Raw genomic sequence first — 17,985 nt, forward strand, 5'->3', positions numbered from 1 at the left:
ATGCTGATTTTTCCTCATGTAAATAATGAATCCATTTCTTCAAGAGACATATCCACTGTTTCAAAATCAGACGGTGTAAATTCGATTCCTTCTTTCTCTAAGCAATGCTGTACCAAACGCTCAATTTGCCGCTCTACCTCTTGTAATAGCCGCGTCATGTCTGTTTCACACAGCTGTTTTGCGCTAAAAGAAAGATGGAATATCAGCTGGCCGCCCTTGATGGTAGCGACCATATCGATGACGGTTGTTAACGGATTATCCAATGACGAATCAATCCCCGATGTAAAGTAAGTCATCTCATAATCAGATGATTGTTTCAGCACCTGATCAATTTCACCTAGATAGTTAAAGCGTAATTGCGGCGCTGAATGATCAGGAAGCTGCCTATTGATGAGTGAGAGCAGCCCATAGTCTGCACCTTTATTTGGCACTTCACGTATCGTTTCTTTGACAGCCCGTATGTGATCTGAGAGAGATTCAGACACATGAACATTCACAGGGTACATGGTGGTGAACCAGCCGAACGTTCTAGATACATCAATATCTTCCTCCACAGCATCCCTGCCATGACCTTCTAATTCCAAAGAAATCCGCTTTTGATTCGTTTGCTGATAACAGGCTTGCGTCAAGGCTGAAATTAACAGTTCGTGAGGCTGCGTTTGATACGCTTGATTCGCTTGATTGATCAATTGATCCGTGAGCTCCACTGATAATGCCTTGGTTAATTTGACTTCGTCTCTGACATATCCCTCATTTGAAGAAACTTGATACAGAGGCTGAATATGCTGCACCGCTTTTTGCCAATAGCTGAACGACTCTTTTACATCCTCTGATACTGCATACTGGTTCATCCGCTCTGTAAATGTTTGATAGGAATGGGTTTTAGAAGGAAGCATTTCTGCTGTAACCTTCTCTGCAAGCAATAATTGAATCAAGTCCTCCACAAGAATTTGCCATGACATACCATCAGCTAAAAGATGATGGGCGGCAAAAATGAGATGTGATTGAAAAGCAGTTTGACAAAGCGCTGCCTGAATCAATGGTCCTTGATAAAGATGAGTCCTTTGCTTGACCTGACACCCTACATCTTTTAGCGCTTCTTCCACATTCTCTTCTGACAATGCCGTGAAATCGTGTATCATCAGCGGAATATCATGAATGTCTTCATCATAATAGAGTGTGTTAGTTGCCTCATGTACTTTTAACCTTAATCCGTCGTGATGAATGACCAGCTCTTTTAAAGCATCCTGCACGATTCTTTCATCCATCTTTTTCTTTGAATGAACAATGATGGATTGATGCCAAAAATGTTCATCTTTTAACCGCTGGGACCAGAACCATTCGATGATTGGGATCGATTTCACATCGCCCGCAGCCTGCTCTTGTGAAATATGTAAGACTGGTTCCTGCTGAACGACTTGTGCCATTTCTCGAAAAATGGGATACGTAAAAAGATCTTTGGTTTTTAAATAGAGTCCTTTGTCTTTTAACTTCGCAATAAATTGAATCGCCTTAATGGAGTCACCGCCAAGCTGATAAAAATGATCAGCCGGTTCGATCGTTTCATGCCCTAAGATGTCTTTTGCTGTATCTACTATGATCTCTTCAATGTCCGCTGTTTCCTTGGACCATTCAACGGCTGTTTCCACTTGAGACAGCAATGGATCAGGCAGTGCTGGCCGATTGATTTTTCCGTTTTGAGTAAGCGGGAGCTCATCTAGTACAACAAAATAGGCAGGTACCATATAAGCTGGAAGCTGATCTGATAATTTCTTTCTAAGTAAAAAGGACGTCAGCTCTTTTTCTTTCAATTCAATATAAGCAGCCAGCTGTTTTTCTCCAGATTCATCGGTTAGATCAATGACAGCTGCTTTATCAACTTCTTCAAGTGCCATAAGTGCAAGTTCAATTTCACCCAGCTCAATCCGGTAGCCTCGCAGCTTGATTTGATGATCAATCCTGCCAATGTAATCAATCTTTCCATCATTTGCTCGTTTGGCTATATCACCTGTTCGATACATGCGGCGACCGCTTACAAATGGATTGGGCAGAAAGCGCGATTCTTGCAAATCAGGTCTTTGCCAATACCCTCTGCCAACACCCGCACCTGAAATATAGATTTCTCCTACTGTCCCAGGAAGCACGGCTTGCTGATTCTCATCTAAAAGGTAAATCTCTGTATTTGGCATTGGCACACCAATTGACACAGATGTCCCCCCATCATCTTGATAGAATTGATGAATCATACAGCCAACGGTTGCTTCAGTTGGTCCATATTCATTAAAGATGGATATCCTTCCATCACTTGCCTCTGTGATTCTTTTGGCCAAAGCGGTCGATAATTGTTCTCCGCCCACAATCATCCGTTTTACAACTGATTGAGAAAGTGCAGCATCTGTTAACAGTGCCATATGAGCTGGTGTCAGCTTGATGACTTTTGCTTTTTGATCAAACAAAATATGTTCTAATAAAAAGACTGGCTGTTCCTCTTGACGATAGATCACCACTGTACTGCCAATGACCAATGGCGTATAAATGGATGTCACAGTTAAATCAAATGCAATGGATGAATACAAGGCAAAATGATCATCTGGTGAATCAGTATAGTGTGTTTTGGCAGACATAATATAGTTCACTAAGCTTCTGTGCTCAATCATGACTCCCTTTGGCTGTCCTGTAGAGCCAGACGTATAAATCATATATGCGACGTCTTCAGCATCCCCAATGAATGGATGTTCCGCATCATACTGAGCCAACTGATCCCACACGTTGTAGATATTGTACGTACCGCCATTAAAATGGTATGCAGATGCGTGATCTGTGAAAAACAGTTTTGCCTGGCTATCATCCAAAATAAACTGAATGCGTTCCTGCGGATACTCAGGATCAATCGGAACATATGCACCTCCAGCCTTTAAAATCCCCAGCAGCAGCACAATAAGTTCTGGTGAATGATTCATACATACTGCAACAAAGTCATGTCTCTGTAAGCCATGTGTTTGTAGGAAATGAGCCATTTGATTGGTTTTTCTCTCAAGTTCACCGTATGTCATGATACAAGATCCGTCCTGAATCGCGATTCGATCAGGAGAAGTCTTTGACATGTCTGTGATCAATTCATGGATTTTTTGTTTCTGTGGAAATAGCACGCCTGTGTCGTTCCATTGATATAGCTCTCGATGTTCCTCGTCTTCTGTCATAAGAAGTACGTCTTTTAACAGCTGCTTTGGCTGAGCGAGTATGGTTTCGACAAAGAGAAGCATTCTTTCGTGTAGAAAGTCGATGTCTTCATTGCTGTAATCTGAGATCTTGTAGTCATATTGAAGCTCGATTTGCCCTTTTTCATCCCATTCTTTCACAGCAACTTGTAAGCCATATGGCTGGAAGCCATTGTAAAGCTCTATGTAATCAACTTTGTATCCTTCCATCTCCTGCACCATATTTGTGCTGTAGGAGTTGATATAGATTTGAAAAAGCTGATTATATCCTGCTTTGGCAAGCTCTAAATCTTTGACAAGTGCATCATAGGGATAACGCTGATGCAGGAAGTAAGCCTTATAGCTTTTTTGAACGTCTGTCAGACTTTCTAACAAAGAGAGATGAGGATCAATCTTCATTCGATATGGCATTGTACTGACGGTCATACCGGACGTGGCTTTTTCCTTTTGTCCGGAACGATTGAGAACTGGCGTCCCAATAATAAAATCTTTTTGCTGATATCTTTTATGCAAATAAACGAAGAGTCCTAAAGTAAATAAAGAGTTGATTGAACAATGATGGGTATCTATAAATTCATAGATTCGTTCTGAGAGTTGTCGATCAAGATAATGGCTGTGCCGATGGCCTTTGATTTGGTCAGTTCCCTGTACCAAATAACTATCAGACACATCAGATAATGCTTCTTTCCAAAATTGCTGATCTTTTTTAAATCTTGGGGAGTTCATATATTTTGATTCTTTAACAATAAATACAGAATGATTATCTGCTTCTTGTTCAATAGAGGAGCTTTGGGTAAGAGCAGTGTAAAGCTGGCTAATTTTATCGATGATTACTTTCATCGACCATCCATCTGCTACTGTATGATGGCATTTGATGAAATAACCGGATTGTTGTTCACCGACTTTTAATACAGCAAATTCGGCGAGAGGGGTTTCTGTTAATTGAAATGGTGTTTTGAAGGCTTTTTCGGCCCATTCTAGCATGTCTTCATGTGTGGAAAACTCATAGGCAGGAATTGGATTATCGGCGTTTGGATCAACGTATTGAAGCGTCTCACCATCTTTCTCTACTAGCTTGAGACGAAGAGATTCTGTCATCATGATACAAGATGCAATGGCCTGCTTCAGTTTATCAAGCTGCAACGGCCCATTGACGAAAATGATACCGCCAATATGATTGATCGGTGTTTCTGGATAAAATGTTTCCATGTTCATCACGCGCCGCTGCGGATGTGTTAATGGCCAATATACTAAACTACTAGTCAATTACGCCACCTCTACTTTTCATATAGTTAACATTTCTACGAACATATTAAATCATATAACGGTATTTTTGTAAATAATTGAGATAAAATGTCTAAATTTGTTCATTTTTTAATCTAGACGCTAGGAAAGCCGACACAGTAAACAGGGCAACGTTTATAAAAAAGACGACTCTTGCCCCAAAGAGATCGGTCATGGTGCTCATAACGAGGATGGACATTCCGTATATAAAAGTTGATAGTGTATGTTGAGCTGACAGTATTTTGGGCAATTCAATTTCACTCAGTGTATCTTGTACATAGGTACGAATGGAAATGCTGCGAAGCTGAAAAGCTGGCCCTAATAAAAAGACAAACAACAAACTCATCCATGCTGAATGATTCAATCCTAAGCAAAGGGTTAGCACAGCTACGATCACCGAACTGTAAAAAATGTGATCAAACAAACGCTGTTCCACATGCTTTGCGAACCGCAGCACGAGCAGGCCGCCTAGAATGGTTCCGCCAAAATAGCTTGCGTTAATAAAGCCCCACCATGTTTCAGGCTGGTGTAAGACTTCTGTGACATACACAAGGATAATGGCTCCAGTCCAGATACTTCTACCGCTCATGGATAGCATTTCTAAAACCGTTAATGTTCGAATAGTTGGCTTTTCATACATGAGCTTCCACCCTGAAAAGACCCTTGTAGCAAATGATTCAGACTGTTGCTCATGTTTAGCTGCAGCCCCAGTATCAATCATAAAGAGCATAGATATGAGCGACAAACTGTATAAAACAAGTGTCGTCAATAGGAGAAACTGCGGTCCAAGAATACCAATAAACAGCCCTCCTAAAAGCCAGCCTAGTAAAAGAACAATTTGATCAGAAGTTAAGATATAACTATTGGCTTTTAGTAAAAAGTTCTTTTCTACTAAACGCGGGATCATCGAATTTCGAACAGGAATGGTTCCTCCATCTATCAAAGACAGGAAAAATACAATGATAAAAAAGAAAGGAATAGTAAAAGTTGATAGTTGTAGAATATAAATGAAAATCAAGCAACCGAAGAAAGCAATTTGACACATTTGCAAATAGATAATGAGTCTTTTCAGCTTAAATTGATACATAAAGAAAGGAATGAGTACCGCTCCAAGGGCTTGTCCAACAAACTGCGAAACAGCCACCATTGAAGCAATCAGTGTAGAATTTGTTAATTGATATGTCAGGATGGTCAGAACGAGGACATATAACGAATCCCCAAAATTAGCTAGGGATTGTCCCCCTAATAAAAAGTAAAATGATTTGTTTTTCATATTGATCTCCATTTTCTCTTCATTATCACCCATAATAATACATTATTTTCTACACTTCTACTTTTTATAACAATATTTTCATAACTTGATAAATTTTACCTAATTTAAAAAACCGCCAAAAGGCGGTTTTTATTTAGTCATATATATGAACAGTTGGTTCTTTGTCTTCAGCATTTTTCGTGATCAGGGCTTCTTGTTGATCAGAAGATGTGATGTTAATTTCGATATTGGTACTCTTATAGTAATCCATGACTTCACCTGTTAAATATTGCGTGAAGGCTACAACTTCCGTTTTTCCGTAGAACTGCATTGGAATTTCGACTTTCATTTTTTGCAGGTTGCCGTTTTTGTAAAAGCCTTTTCCTACGACACCAGTGTAATTCGGGAAGTAGTCTTCGACTTTTGTTTTGAAGCGGTCAAATCGCTCGGAATCATCTTTGTAGTTGCCTTTCGCATTATCTGAAGGGAAGAAGACATTCTCCTCTTTGATCGTATCCCAATTGCCGATATCAGCTGAGCCTGCTTTCACATCCGTTTTGGCGATAAAGTTTCCTGGAACGATAGATGATTTTGGTGCTTGCTTATAAAGGGCAATCATGACAGGCACTTTTTGCAGTCCATCCATTTGACGAATTCGTTTGATCACTTGTTCAGCAATTTTTTCGCCTTCCGACAATAGTTTCTTTGAATTTTTCGATGAATCGATCGTCACTTCTTGCTGCGGATCACCGATATTTTCACGGTAATAATAAACAGAGTTCAGTGCAAGACCAATGACAACTCCGCCAAGCTGTAAGCTGTTTTTATCTTTTCGAATTAAGTAATTATGTTCTAGCATCGAAGCTAAGTAAATTGGACTATTTTCATTTTTAGACTTTGTTGAACCTGAGCTTGGAAGAGCTGGGTTTAAGCCGAGATTCTTAAAGTCTTTATCTTCTTTTTCTGCCTTTTTCAGATCACTGCCTGTTTTTTTGCGCGCCAGCCAGTTGAGAACGGTGTCCTCATCTAAATGCTGTCCTTCTTGGAAAAGATAGTCGTTTGTATTAAATGATTCTGTTGCAAGGCGCATAAGTCCTGTTTCAAATTCATCGATGTCCAGGCGTGTGTTGAGACGCTCTGCTGTTAATCCTCGCGCAGCCCCTTGTTTAAACGGCAGCACCATTTTGTAATAGGAGTCAGAGATATTGTACATCGGGATGATGGCTGTTTCCTTCGTTTCATCCGTTTTTTGTGTGACCTCTTCTTCTTCCTTTCCCCCAAAAGGTGCACACGCTGACAATACCAGTGTGAGCATTGTCAGCAGCAATAACAACTTTTTCAATAGAAAACACTCCTCTTATTTCTTTAGCTCCTCAAGCATTTTAGCTTCGTCCCAAATTTCAATATTGAGTTCTTCTGCCTTTGTCAGCTTACTTCCCGCTGCTTCTCCGGCAATGACTAAATCTGTTTTTTTACTCACACTACCTGCCAGCTTGCCGCCTAATGCTTCGATCGCTGCTTTTGCATCGTTTCGGGCCATTTCTTCTAATTTCCCTGTCAGCACAATGGTTTTGCCTGCAAAATAGGAATCACTTTCTTCTGCCTTCACCGGCTTTGGCCCTGTGTAGGTCATATTGACCCCAAGCTCTTTTAGTTCATTTAGCAGGTTGAGTATTTCTTCTTTCTCAAAGTACGTGACGACAGCATCAGCCATTTTTTCACCGATTTCATCGACTTCGAGTAATTGTTCTTTCGTCGCTTGCTTTAATTGATCGATGTCGCCGAAATGCATCGCCAAGGTCTTTGCCGCTTTAGAGCCAATAAATCGTATACCGAGTCCAAATAGTAAACGCTCTAGAGAGTTTTCTTTCGATTGCTCAATCGAACGCAGTAAATTGTCGACAGATTTTTCGCCCATTCGCTCAAGCTGAATGAGCTCTTCTTTCGTTAATCGGTAAAGATCGGACACACGAGAGACAAGCTGTTCTTGGAAAAGCTGTGTAATGACCCGCTCGCCAAGCCCATCAATGTTCATTGCATTACGGGAAACAAAGTGAATGAGTCCCTCACGTATTTGAGCAGGGCATTCTGGATTGATGCAACGCAAAGCCACTTCGCCTTCAATTCTCACCAGCTCACTATGACACTCTGGGCATTCAGTCGGCATGTGAAACGGCTTTTCTTCTCCTGTACGCTGATCGATCAGTACGCCTGCGACTTCCGGAATAATATCGCCCGCTTTTTTCACAATCACTTGATCAAAAAGGCGAATATCCTTTTCTTTGATCAAATCTTCATTATGAAGAGAAGCACGCTGCACTGTCGTCCCTGCTACTTTGACAGGTTCAAGAATCGCCGTTGGTGTGATGACGCCTGTACGCCCTACACTTAGTTCAATATCAAGCAGCTTCGTTACGACCTCTTCAGCCGGAAACTTGTACGCAACCGCCCAGCGGGGACTTTTTGCTGTAAAGCCGAGCTCTTCCTGCTGAGCTAACGAATCGACTTTGATCACAATTCCATCGATTTCATATGAAAAATCGGCACGCTTCGTTTTCAATGTTTCAATGAGGTCGATCACTTCTTCAATCGTGTGGCACATCCGTCTTTCTTTGTTCGTTTTAAAGCCAAGTTCGTCGAGAAGATCAAGTCCCTCGCTTTGCGATTCAACACCGATTTCATCAAGCTCCGCTATACTGTAGACGAAGATATCAAGGTTTCGTTTCGCCGCAATTTTCGTATCAAGCTGACGAAGCGAGCCTGCAGCCGCATTACGCGGGTTCGCAAACGGCTCTTCTTCGTTTTGTAATCTTTTTTCGTTTAATGCTTCAAAAGAAGGTTTTGGCATAAATGCCTCGCCTCTCACTTCAATCGACAGAGGACGTTTGATTTTGAGCGGGATGGAACGAATGGTTTTGAGGTTTTCAGTAATATCCTCACCCGTTGTCCCATCTCCACGCGTGGCACCTCGGACAAACACACCGTTTTCATAACGGAGAGAAACAGCGAGTCCGTCAATTTTCAGCTCGACATTGTATGCGATATTGTCACCAACTGCTTGACGAACCCGTCGGTCAAAATCAAGAAGGTCCTGTTCATTAAACGCATTCCCGAGGCTGAGCATCGGTGTGCCGTGACGCACTTTTTGGAAGGCGTCTAACACAGCGCCTCCTACTCTTTGTGAAGGGGAGTCCGCTGCTTTTAAATCAGGGTGCTCTTCCTCTAAAGAGATCAGCTCACGCATCCGCGCATCATATTCAGCGTCAGGAACACTTGGACGATCAAGTGTATGATATTCGTAGTTGTATTGATTCAAAATCTGGTGCAGTTCCTCGATCCGGCGTTTCGCTGCTTCTTTATCCATCTGCTTCTTCCTTTCAATTCATCCGTTTTATAAGTGCTATCGGTTTATTGCTTCTCAATTGGCGCAAATGCTGCGAGAAGACGCTTAATGCCTGTAGGGCTTGGGAAGGCAATATCAAGCTCTGTGCTGTCTCCACTGCCTTTTACACTCACAACCGTTCCAACGCCCCATTTTTTATGTGCCGCTTTATCGCCCACAGCCCAGCCAATACTTCCGCCGCCTGTGTTTTGAATGGTTTGAGTTTGCGGACGTGAGACAGGTCCCCGTCTTTGCGGTCTTTCTCTTGTTTGGCCAAACGGTGTTTTCGTTTCTTTCTTCTCATTTAGGTTGTCCAATAAATCAGCTGGTATTTCTCGAATGAATCTTGATTCAAGGTTCATGTTTGTCCGGCCGAAGAGTGTTCTCATCTTGGCACTTGATAAATAAAGCTCTTCTTCCGCCCGTGTGATGCCTACATAGGCAAGGCGGCGCTCTTCTTCCATCTCTGCATCTTCCATTAATGAACGGCTGTGCGGGAAAACACCTTCCTCCATGCCCATTAAGAAAACAACAGGGAATTCTAGACCTTTTGCAGCATGAAGAGTCATTAAGATGACGGCATCCTGATCTTCTTCCTCATTCTCATCCAGCTTATCAATGTCTGCGACGAGGGCGAGATCTGTCAGGAAAGTCACGAGAGACTTGTCTTCATTTTGTTCTTCAAAGTTCTTAGTGACGGAGAGAAACTCGTCAATATTTTCTAGACGGCTTTGTGCTTCAATCGTTTTTTCAACCTTCAGTGCTTCACGATAGCCTGTTTTCTCTAGGATTTCTTCTGTTAATTCTGTGACAGATAAATAATCCTGCATGTTCGTCATTTGATCAATGAGCTGTTTGAACTCATCAAGCGCATTGGCTGCCCTTGCACTGAGTCCAATGAAATCTACCTGACCAAGCGCTTCAAACATAGACAGGTCATTCATCTCCGCATATGCTGCGATTTTATCAACAGATGTCGCACCGATTCCACGCTTTGGTACGTTGACAATACGTGCAAAGCTAATGTCGTCATCTGGGTTAGCTACTAGGCGTAAGTAAGCCAAAATGTCCTTGATCTCTTTTCTGTCATAGAACTTCGTGCCGCCGACAATGTTGTATTGAATGTTTGACTTCAATAATGTTTCCTCTATGACACGAGACTGGGCATTGGTTCGATAAAGAATCGCAAAATCGGATAATTTACGCTTACCGCTCTGATGAAGCTGATGAATCTTTCCAGCAACAAATTGACCTTCACCGAATTCATTATCTGCACGGTAATAGGCTATCTTCGCTCCTTCATCATTTTCTGTCCAAAGATTTTTCGGCTTACGGTTCGCATTGTTTTGGATGACTGTATTTGCGGCATGCAGAATACGTTTAGTCGATCTGTAATTTTGCTCAAGCAGAATCACTTCACTGGACGGATAATCTTTTTCAAAGGAGAGAATGTTTGTAATATCCGCTCCGCGCCAGCGGTAAATGGACTGATCCGAGTCACCCACCACACATATATTTTGAAAACGCTGAGCGAGCAGTTTCACAAGCATGTACTGTGCTCTGTTCGTATCCTGATACTCATCGACATGAATGTATTGGAATTTCCGCTGATAGTGTTCTAATACTTCAGGGATCCGTTCAAACAGACGAATCGTCATCATAATAAGATCATCAAAATCGAGTGACTGGTTTTTGAGTAATCGTTTTTGATAATCTGTATAGACGTCGCTGACCACTTGATCATAGAAATCACCGGCTGTTTTGGCATATTCCTCTGCGTCTATGAGTTCGTTTTTTGCACTGCTGATTGAACCTAAAATGCTGCGTGGATCAAACTTTTTAGGATCGATATTTCGTTCTTTTAGAATATTTTTTATGACTGAAAGCTGATCAGATGTGTCTAATATAGAGAAGTTGCGATTTACACCAATACGGTCAATATCGCGTCGTAAAATGCGCACACACATGCTGTGGAACGTAGAGATCCAAATGTCATCGGCACCAGGCCCTAAAATGGCTTGTACACGCTCACGCATTTCACGTGCTGCTTTATTTGTAAACGTAATCGCTAAAATGTTCCACGGAGCCACATGCTTTTCGGCCATTAAGTAGGCAATTCGATGTGTGAGCACCCGTGTCTTTCCGCTTCCTGCTCCTGCCATCAATAATAAAGGTCCATCTGTTGCTTTGACCGCTTCTTTCTGCGCGTCATTCAGCCCTTCTAATAGATGATTCGATATTTCATTCATTCCATTCACCGCCAATTCGAACTTATGTTCTATTTTAACCCGTTTCGTCTTGTTTGACTATGATGACTTTTTGACTGCGTCAACTGTCTTTAATGCTTCTTTGAAATTGTCATAAATGACGTTTCCTACAACAACCACGTCCGCATACTGCGCAAAGTCTTCTGCCTGCTTCGCGTTTTCAATGCCCCCGCCATAAAAAAGGACCGTTTCATGAAGCACTGCTTTTGTTTCTTTCACAAGCTCTATGTCTCCAAGCGTTCCGCTGTATTCTAGATAAAAAATGGGCAGCTTCATCAAATGCTCTGCCACTCTTGCATATGCCCTTACGTCATCGATGTCCAGCGCTGTATTTGCCTCTGTGAGCTTGGCCGCTTTACACTCTTCATTTAAAATAACATAGCCTTCAGGCACGATCTCTTCCATTGACATCAAATCACCGAATTCCTTCATCGCGTCCTTATGAAGCCCAACAATCCAATCAGGATGAGAGCTGTTTAAGACGGTCGGGATGAAATACAGATCGAAGCCCGGCACAATCATCTCATGTGTTGAGATTTCGAGCACACATGGCACAAGAAATCGGCGGACCTTTGACATCAATTGGAGCACATTGTCCTCTGTCACATTGTCACTGCCGCCAATCAATATGGCATCCGTACCAGATTCACAAATCGCCTCCAGCTGTTCATCGGATATTTCTTTATTTGGATCGAGTTTAAAGACATGCTTCCACTCGGTAACATCATACATGAAAAACGTTCCTCCATTCGTTTCATTCCATTTAAATATTATAACAAAATCAGTGACCGCAAAAAATGGGTAACCTCCTTCAGCTAAAAGTTTCATTCTTTTGAAAATGGACGATTTTAACTCTAGATGAGGCTAATGGAGACTATGTGAAGATCCACTTCAAGAGGACTGAGGGAGATAAATATATTAATACTGAACTGAAATGCGAGCTGCTTCGTCTCATCACATGATATTATACAATAAAGGAACATTTTACTATCTAATAAGCAGGTGAATGATTTGAAAAGAACCATCACATATGATCAAACGATCGACATCGGTTACATCTATCTCATCCCGCCTAGAATCGGGACAATCAAAGAAACCATTGAATTAGACGTAAATGAATGTGTGAATGCAGATATTGATAAAGAGGGCCGAGTGACTGGTCTGGAGTTATTTGCAGAAGAAGCCGAGGTTTTGAAGCTTGCACCCGTTTATGAGGACGAGCTTTCGTTACGTTTTACGGATCAGGAAGTTCTCTCAACCTATCATTTGTCAGGCATTGAATTTCAATTCTCGACGCCTGATCACAAAGGGCTGATCGGTTTTACGATTGTCAATCCTCTTCGATATAACGTCAAAAGGAAGACAAGAAAAAACCGTTTTGAATGGTCAAAACGGTTTTTCCAAACTATTGTCTCACTTCATTGAAATAATGGACGGATGTCATGGCCCCTTCATCGACCATCTTGTTGTCTTGAATATCTAACGGATCAGGGTGTCCAGCTTTTTCAGGAATCTTTTCATCTGAGCGGAACATGCTTGCCCATTTTTTGAGATGCTGTTTATTTTTTACTGCTAATAACACAGCACCACCAACCCCTAATCCTGCAAGTACATACGCATTCGGACGCTTATTCATGTATGTTCCCTCCCCTTATGATCTTATTTGTAAGTTACCCCGCCTTTTCATTTCTAAACGTCACCATATGTTGAAGTGGTTTCTCTTTCAATGAAAAGTGGAATAACAACAGCAATGAAAGAGAAAAGAGGGGATCTTCGTGACAACAACTTTCATTGTCATTGGCGCACTATTAGTGATTTGTTTCATCATACCAATCATTTTATTCATCTGGATTTGGATGCGAGATGAAAAACAGGAAGAGCATTCTGTCCTGCGAAATTATCCGGTCATTGGAAAACTGCGGTTTATTTTTGAAAAAATAGGACCTGAGCTTCGTCAATATCTGTTTCTGAATGATCGAGAGGAGCTTCCTTTCTCGAGAAGAGAATACGAGCAAGCTGTCATGTCTGGGAAGTACAAAAACCGGACGATGGGCTTTGGATCAAAACGTGATTTTGACAAGCCTGGTTATTATATCCGCAACGTCCTGTTTCCAAAACAGCGAGATGAATTACGGATCGATCAATCTGAAAAAATCCATACAAAAGTGTATCAGATTGATCAAGACAATTTACTGCGAAGAAGTGAACATATCAAAGAGGTCGAAGCAAAACCTTACTATCTCCATCAAGACGATGTACAAGTGATTGGCGAACACACATGTCAAAAGCCTTTCCGTGTAAAAGGCCTGATTGGTCAGTCTGCCATGAGCTACGGCTCTTTAGGCGACAGGGCCATTACAGCACTATCCTCCGGATTAAAAATGGCCGGCGGTACGTGGATGAACACAGGTGAAGGCGGGCTTTCCCCATATCACCTCAAAGGCGGAGCCGATATCATTTGCCAGATTGGGCCCGGTCTATTTGGCGTGAGAACAGAGGATGGTGCTTTCTCCTTTGACGAATTTAAGAAAAAAAGCGAGCACGAGGAAGTCAAAGCCTTTGAGCTGAAGCTGGCACAAGGAGCAAAAACACGCGGCGGTCATATTGACGGCGAAAAGGTCACCGAAGAAATTGCGAATATCCGTAAATTGCCGCCCCATCAATCCATTGACAGCCCAAACCGATTTGAGATGTTCCACTCCATTCCTGATATGTTTGATTTCATTGAACAGCTGCGAAGTATAGGCGGAAAGCCTGTCGGCATCAAGCTTGTTGTCGGACATAAAGAAAACATTGAAGAGCTTGCAGCGTATATGAAAAAAAGCGGAAAGCATCCTGATTTCATTACAGTGGATGGCGGAGAAGGCGGCACTGGGGCGTCCTTTCATGAATTGGCAGATTCCGCAGGGCTGCCCATTTTCACGGCGCTCCCAATGGTTCATCAAATATTGAAAGAATACGGTGTCAGAGATCAGGTAAAACTCTTTGCTTCCGGCAAACTTCTCTCACCTGATAAAATTGCGATTGCCCTTTCCATGGGTGCTGACTTTGTAAATATCGCACGGGGACTCATGTTTTCAGTCGGATGCATTCGCGCACAAGTGTGCCACACGAATAAATGCCCAGTCGGGGTCGCCACAACGGATCCAAAGCTGCAAAAGGGTTTATCAATTGAAGAAAAGAAATACCGAGTCTGCAATTATATCCTTTCTCTAAGAGAAGGCTTGTTTAATTTATCCGCAGCCGCTGGAATTGAATCTCCCATTCATTTTAATGAGAAACATATTATCTACAGACAAGAAAATGGTCAGACAAGTGAAGTGCCGATGTTTTCAGAGACACAGCCATCTGTCTAGTTTGAGAAAAGGTGCGTTTTCGCACCTTTTTTTCGTTGACATTTTGGCTCAATCGCGTTTAAAGAACTTAGACAAATGATAGGAGATGGAGGATGCGTGAGGTTATAGGCGAGCTAAAATAAAAAACAGGACCGCTTGATTCAGCCAGTCCTTGCTTGTCTTTTCAGCGCTCTTCATAAAAAAACTGTAAACAACTCCATTCTTGTTGAAAAGGATTGTTTACAGTGAAGGCTGTTTTATTTTGTTTCGTCATTTGCCTGCTGTTCTGCTACGCGGTCAAGTGCCATCGTATAGGCATCATTTCCGTAGTTCAAGCAGCGTTTGACACGTGAGATGGTTGCGGTGCTCGCACCTGTTTCCGTCTCAATTTTATGATACGTGTTCCCCTCGCGAAGCATACGCGCTACTTCAAGACGCTGTGATAAAGATTGGATTTCATTGATGGTACACAAATCATCAAAGAATCGATAGCATTCTTCCAGGTCTTTAAGGGATAAGATGGAGTTGAATAACTGATCTAAGCTTTTGCCCCTTAATTTATCAATTTGCATCTTTATACATCTTCTCCTTTACTATTGGCACACCGCTTCGCACGACATTCTATGAAGAAAAGCGGTATCTTTCCTGACTAATTTTTTTCAACCTCAGCAATGAGCTTTGAACGAATCATGACAGGTTTGGTTCTACGCTGGAAATGCCGTCAGTTCTTTCGTAAGCCGAAGCTTCTTTATCGTATACAAATTCGACAAGTTCTGTCATTTTCCTTGTACGACAATCTGACAAACTTGTTTGCTTCCGATATCAAGATCACTTCTGCTTGATTAGGTATGCCCTAAAATACAGGTTGTGCGGAAAGCTCGGCGAGACCACAAACATGCGCCCCGCCTCGCTCAATTATTCAAAATATGTTGGTCGGCCAGCGTAACCGACAGATTCATTTTTCAATTAGGGCATTTCACTCGTCATGTCAAAGCCCTCTGCTTCAACAACTCCACATAAGCATTTTCACTTACATGGCAGCGAAGAGATCCATTGCTCACTTCTGCCCTATAACAGCTGTCAGAAATGTGGCAAAGATGATACAGCTCCACTCTGTTATATTTTAACGCATTATAGACGGAAAGAGTACAGTTTTTTTCATGACATCAAATATTCCTCTTGGTGTCACTCGAATATACGGCAAATGTGTACTTTGGAAAAAGACAAGTGTATCAATTGGGCAATCAAATGGATAGCCTCGCTCAATGAGCAGCTCGCGTAATGTTTGTATCTGCTGAAGAACAGTCTCAAACGGTTCAGCCGATGCACAGCCTGATAATTGCAGCGGGATTTCGTGCAAAATTTTCCCGTTCTCTGTGAGGACGATCCCCCCGCCGATTTCTTTCATTCTCTTATGTGCCAGCATCATGTCCTCTTTATTTTTCCCAATCACTAAAATGTCACCCGTGAGCGAAAATGAGCTGACAAAGCCCTGCACTTTATTTGCAAAACCTTTAAGCATCGTATTCACACGCCACTCGCCTTTTCGGTCAATCAGGCTAAAGAAACTTTGATCATGGTCACAGGACAGCTGGTTCACCGAGTTATCAATCTCCACTGTATAAGGCTCCATGATGACAGCATTTCTCATTTTGACACCTAGCGGCATGGAAAATTGCAAATCACTCATCGTCAGATCATAGCCTAAATCTAATGGAACAAGCCCGCCATTTTTCCATTTAGTTTCTTGAAATTGATGCTGGTTCTCGCCATCTAATTTGAGAATAACCCCTTTAGATATCACCGTTTCAGGATTTGGGTTCATCGGATCATCTAAAATATTCAAAGAAGCCAGCCGGCCGGGACCGACAACACCTAATAGGTCATCAATTTGATAGTATTTTGCAATGTTAAATGTCGCCATATTATACGCATCAATGATAGGCACGCCTTCTTCAAGGGCAATTGAAATCAAACGATTAATCATACCTTCCTCATAAAAATGAGGCGCAGCTCCGTCTGTTGTATAGAAAAAGTGATCATAGTGTCTAAAATCACGCTCGTGCAGTTCTCTTAAAATGTTCACTAAATCTGGGCGGATGGAAGAATGACGAAGTGAGACATGGTAGCCAAGGGACAAGCGTTTTAGCACATCGTCCGCATTCATCGCTTCATGATCACTGTCCGCGCCAAACAGCTTCATTTTTGTTAGCGTTTTCTCGGAAGCTCCGGGGAAATGCCCTTCAATTCGTTTTCTCTGCTTCTTCGTTTCTTGCATGCAATATAAAATGAGATCATCACCGTCCATCAATCTTGGCCAGCTTGTTAATTCGCCGCCTTGAAGGACATCAGGATGATCAATCCATTCCTTGCGATAGTTGATAGGAAGCATCTCATCTTCATATCTGACTTCAGTCTGAAGATCGTATCTAGACCACCAGAAATACTGAAATGGCTGCTGTTTTAATTCACACAGAGTGGAAAGCGCTTTCTTTTCATTGCTCTGCAAAAGAAGAAATAAGTTATCGCTGACCATCGTTGTTGTGCCAAATTGAGACACATATTCTGCAAGTGATTGGGGATTATAAATATGGAACGGATGCGCGTGAGGCTCTATATACCCAGGCACAATGTATTTCCCTTCACAATCAATCACACGTTTAGCTGATTTATTTTGAGGAAGCTCTGCTCCGACATAAACAATTCGATCATCATGTATCCAAATATTTGCCTTCACCCATTGTTTCAAAAATGGGTTTAGCACGAGTCCATTCATTAAAAGGAGTGTTGGAACTATTTTTGAGTCGACTACATCGATTTGTGTGCGGATGTCATTGTTTCTCCAATTAAAAGTACGTTCGGACATTCACATACTCTCCTTCATTTGTATTAGCACTATCGTAACATAACGAACCACGTTACGCATTAATGAAACGTTACAATTTCTTGAAATCACACTTAAAATATTTAAAAAAGGAGATTCACCTTCAATGAAACCTAATCTCGGCTTAATGGAAGCGCTCATTCGAATTGCCTGCGGAATGACAATATGTACTGTGGCTGGTTCTTTATATGCTAGAAAACCATGGAGTAAAATGCTGCTTTTCAGCATCATGTGTGGCGGGATGAAACTGGCATCTGGCATTCTTCGTTTTTGTCCAGTGACGTATATGTGTGAGCAGCAGGACACACATAAAGAGAAGGCTGAGTGAGACAGCCTTCTTTTTTTGTAATTATTTTCCGCCTC

The 17,985-nt window shown here is 41.9% G+C and carries 12 protein-coding genes and 2 pseudogenes; 3 read left to right on the forward strand and 11 right to left on the reverse strand.

The annotated features are described in order from the left end of the window. Window positions 1–14: 14 nt before the first annotated feature. The 8 genes and pseudogenes from C6348_RS19315 to pcrB form a co-directional block, all read right to left on the reverse strand. Window positions 15–1,946, reverse strand: coding sequence for a condensation domain-containing protein (locus C6348_RS19315; protein WP_411266112.1), 1,932 nt, complete (start codon window positions 1,944–1,946; stop codon window positions 15–17). Continuing rightward, window positions 1,923–3,200: pseudogene (locus C6348_RS19320) on the reverse strand (non-ribosomal peptide synthetase); the annotation flags it as partial. The gene C6348_RS19315 and the pseudogene C6348_RS19320, both read right to left, overlap by 24 nt. Next, a pseudogene (locus C6348_RS19325) lies at window positions 3,195–4,484 on the reverse strand (condensation domain-containing protein); the annotation flags it as partial. The pseudogenes C6348_RS19320 and C6348_RS19325, both read right to left, overlap by 6 nt. A gap of 91 nt (window positions 4,485–4,575) precedes the next feature. Then, entirely contained in the window at window positions 4,576–5,775 is a 1,200-nt protein-coding gene (locus tag C6348_RS16660; protein WP_061420850.1) for an MFS transporter, read from the reverse strand. Between the two features lie 133 nt (window positions 5,776–5,908). After that, window positions 5,909–7,096, reverse strand: a complete 1,188-nt coding sequence (locus C6348_RS16665) for a CamS family sex pheromone protein (RefSeq protein ID WP_034664713.1) — start codon at window positions 7,094–7,096, stop codon at window positions 5,909–5,911. A 15-nt stretch (window positions 7,097–7,111) separates the two neighbouring features. Further along, the gene (gene ligA, locus C6348_RS16670) at window positions 7,112–9,118 is read right to left on the reverse strand and encodes an NAD-dependent DNA ligase LigA (protein ID WP_106043779.1); all 2,007 of its coding nucleotides are present in this window, start codon (window positions 9,116–9,118) and stop codon (window positions 7,112–7,114) included. A 44-nt stretch (window positions 9,119–9,162) separates the two neighbouring features. Beyond that, window positions 9,163–11,385: a DNA helicase PcrA gene (gene pcrA / locus C6348_RS16675; RefSeq protein WP_106031393.1), complete on the reverse strand. Its 2,223-nt coding sequence runs from the start codon at window positions 11,383–11,385 to the stop codon at window positions 9,163–9,165. Between the two features lie 57 nt (window positions 11,386–11,442). Continuing rightward, on the reverse strand, window positions 11,443–12,135 hold the full coding sequence (pcrB, locus tag C6348_RS16680) for a heptaprenylglyceryl phosphate synthase (RefSeq protein WP_106038388.1): 693 nt from the start codon (window positions 12,133–12,135) through the stop codon (window positions 11,443–11,445). 270 nt (window positions 12,136–12,405) lie between these two features. Here pcrB and C6348_RS16685 point away from each other — a divergent pair, with 270 nt between their 5' ends. Further along, window positions 12,406–12,828 carry a DUF2283 domain-containing protein gene (locus tag C6348_RS16685; protein WP_223251591.1) on the forward strand — a complete coding sequence of 141 codons (423 nt, stop codon included), beginning with the start codon at window positions 12,406–12,408 and terminating at the stop codon, window positions 12,826–12,828. Here C6348_RS16685 and C6348_RS16690 read toward each other — a convergent pair. Then, window positions 12,809–13,039 (reverse strand): hypothetical protein, encoded by a 231-nt coding sequence (locus C6348_RS16690; protein ID WP_003214314.1) that lies wholly within the window; start codon window positions 13,037–13,039, stop codon window positions 12,809–12,811. The genes C6348_RS16685 and C6348_RS16690 overlap by 20 nt on opposite strands. A gap of 139 nt (window positions 13,040–13,178) precedes the next feature. Between C6348_RS16690 and C6348_RS16695 the strand changes: the two genes are divergently transcribed. Further along, window positions 13,179–14,759 (forward strand): FMN-binding glutamate synthase family protein, encoded by a 1,581-nt coding sequence (locus C6348_RS16695; RefSeq protein WP_106038386.1) that lies wholly within the window; start codon window positions 13,179–13,181, stop codon window positions 14,757–14,759. 236 nt (window positions 14,760–14,995) lie between these two features. On the opposite strand, the gene C6348_RS16700 is transcribed toward C6348_RS16695, so the two are convergent. Further along, window positions 14,996–15,310 carry a YerC/YecD family TrpR-related protein gene (locus C6348_RS16700; protein WP_003214053.1) on the reverse strand — a complete coding sequence of 105 codons (315 nt, stop codon included), beginning with the start codon at window positions 15,308–15,310 and terminating at the stop codon, window positions 14,996–14,998. Window positions 15,311–15,861: 551 nt separating this feature from the next. Continuing rightward, window positions 15,862–17,604, reverse strand: coding sequence for an adenine deaminase C-terminal domain-containing protein (locus C6348_RS16705; protein WP_106043780.1), 1,743 nt, complete (start codon window positions 17,602–17,604; stop codon window positions 15,862–15,864). Between the two features lie 124 nt (window positions 17,605–17,728). On the opposite strand from C6348_RS16705, the gene C6348_RS16710 reads away from it, so the two are divergent. Further along, window positions 17,729–17,950, forward strand: coding sequence for a YgaP family membrane protein (locus tag C6348_RS16710; protein WP_060595694.1), 222 nt, complete (start codon window positions 17,729–17,731; stop codon window positions 17,948–17,950). Window positions 17,951–17,985 lie beyond the last annotated feature (35 nt).

The sequence above is a fragment of the Bacillus sp. YBWC18 genome, assembly GCF_002998775.1.
GTDB lineage: Bacteria > Bacillota > Bacilli > Bacillales > Bacillaceae > Bacillus.

What these genes read in the sequence shown, in the direction of transcription:
- C6348_RS16710 (WP_060595694.1), top strand. Translation starts at nt 17,729, where the DNA reads ATGAAACCTAATCTCGGCTTAATGGAAGCGCTCATTCGAATTGCCTGC.
- pcrB (WP_106038388.1), bottom strand. Translation starts at nt 12,135, where the DNA reads ATGTATGATGTTACCGAGTGGAAGCATGTCTTTAAACTCGATCCAAAT.
- C6348_RS16705 (WP_106043780.1), bottom strand. Translation starts at nt 17,604, where the DNA reads ATGTCCGAACGTACTTTTAATTGGAGAAACAATGACATCCGCACACAA.
- C6348_RS16700 (WP_003214053.1), bottom strand. Translation starts at nt 15,310, where the DNA reads ATGCAAATTGATAAATTAAGGGGCAAAAGCTTAGATCAGTTATTCAAC.
- C6348_RS16690 (WP_003214314.1), bottom strand. Translation starts at nt 13,039, where the DNA reads ATGAATAAGCGTCCGAATGCGTATGTACTTGCAGGATTAGGGGTTGGT.
- pcrA (WP_106031393.1), bottom strand. Translation starts at nt 11,385, where the DNA reads ATGAATGAAATATCGAATCATCTATTAGAAGGGCTGAATGACGCGCAG.
- C6348_RS16660 (WP_061420850.1), bottom strand. Translation starts at nt 5,775, where the DNA reads ATGAAAAACAAATCATTTTACTTTTTATTAGGGGGACAATCCCTAGCT.
- ligA (WP_106043779.1), bottom strand. Translation starts at nt 9,118, where the DNA reads ATGGATAAAGAAGCAGCGAAACGCCGGATCGAGGAACTGCACCAGATT.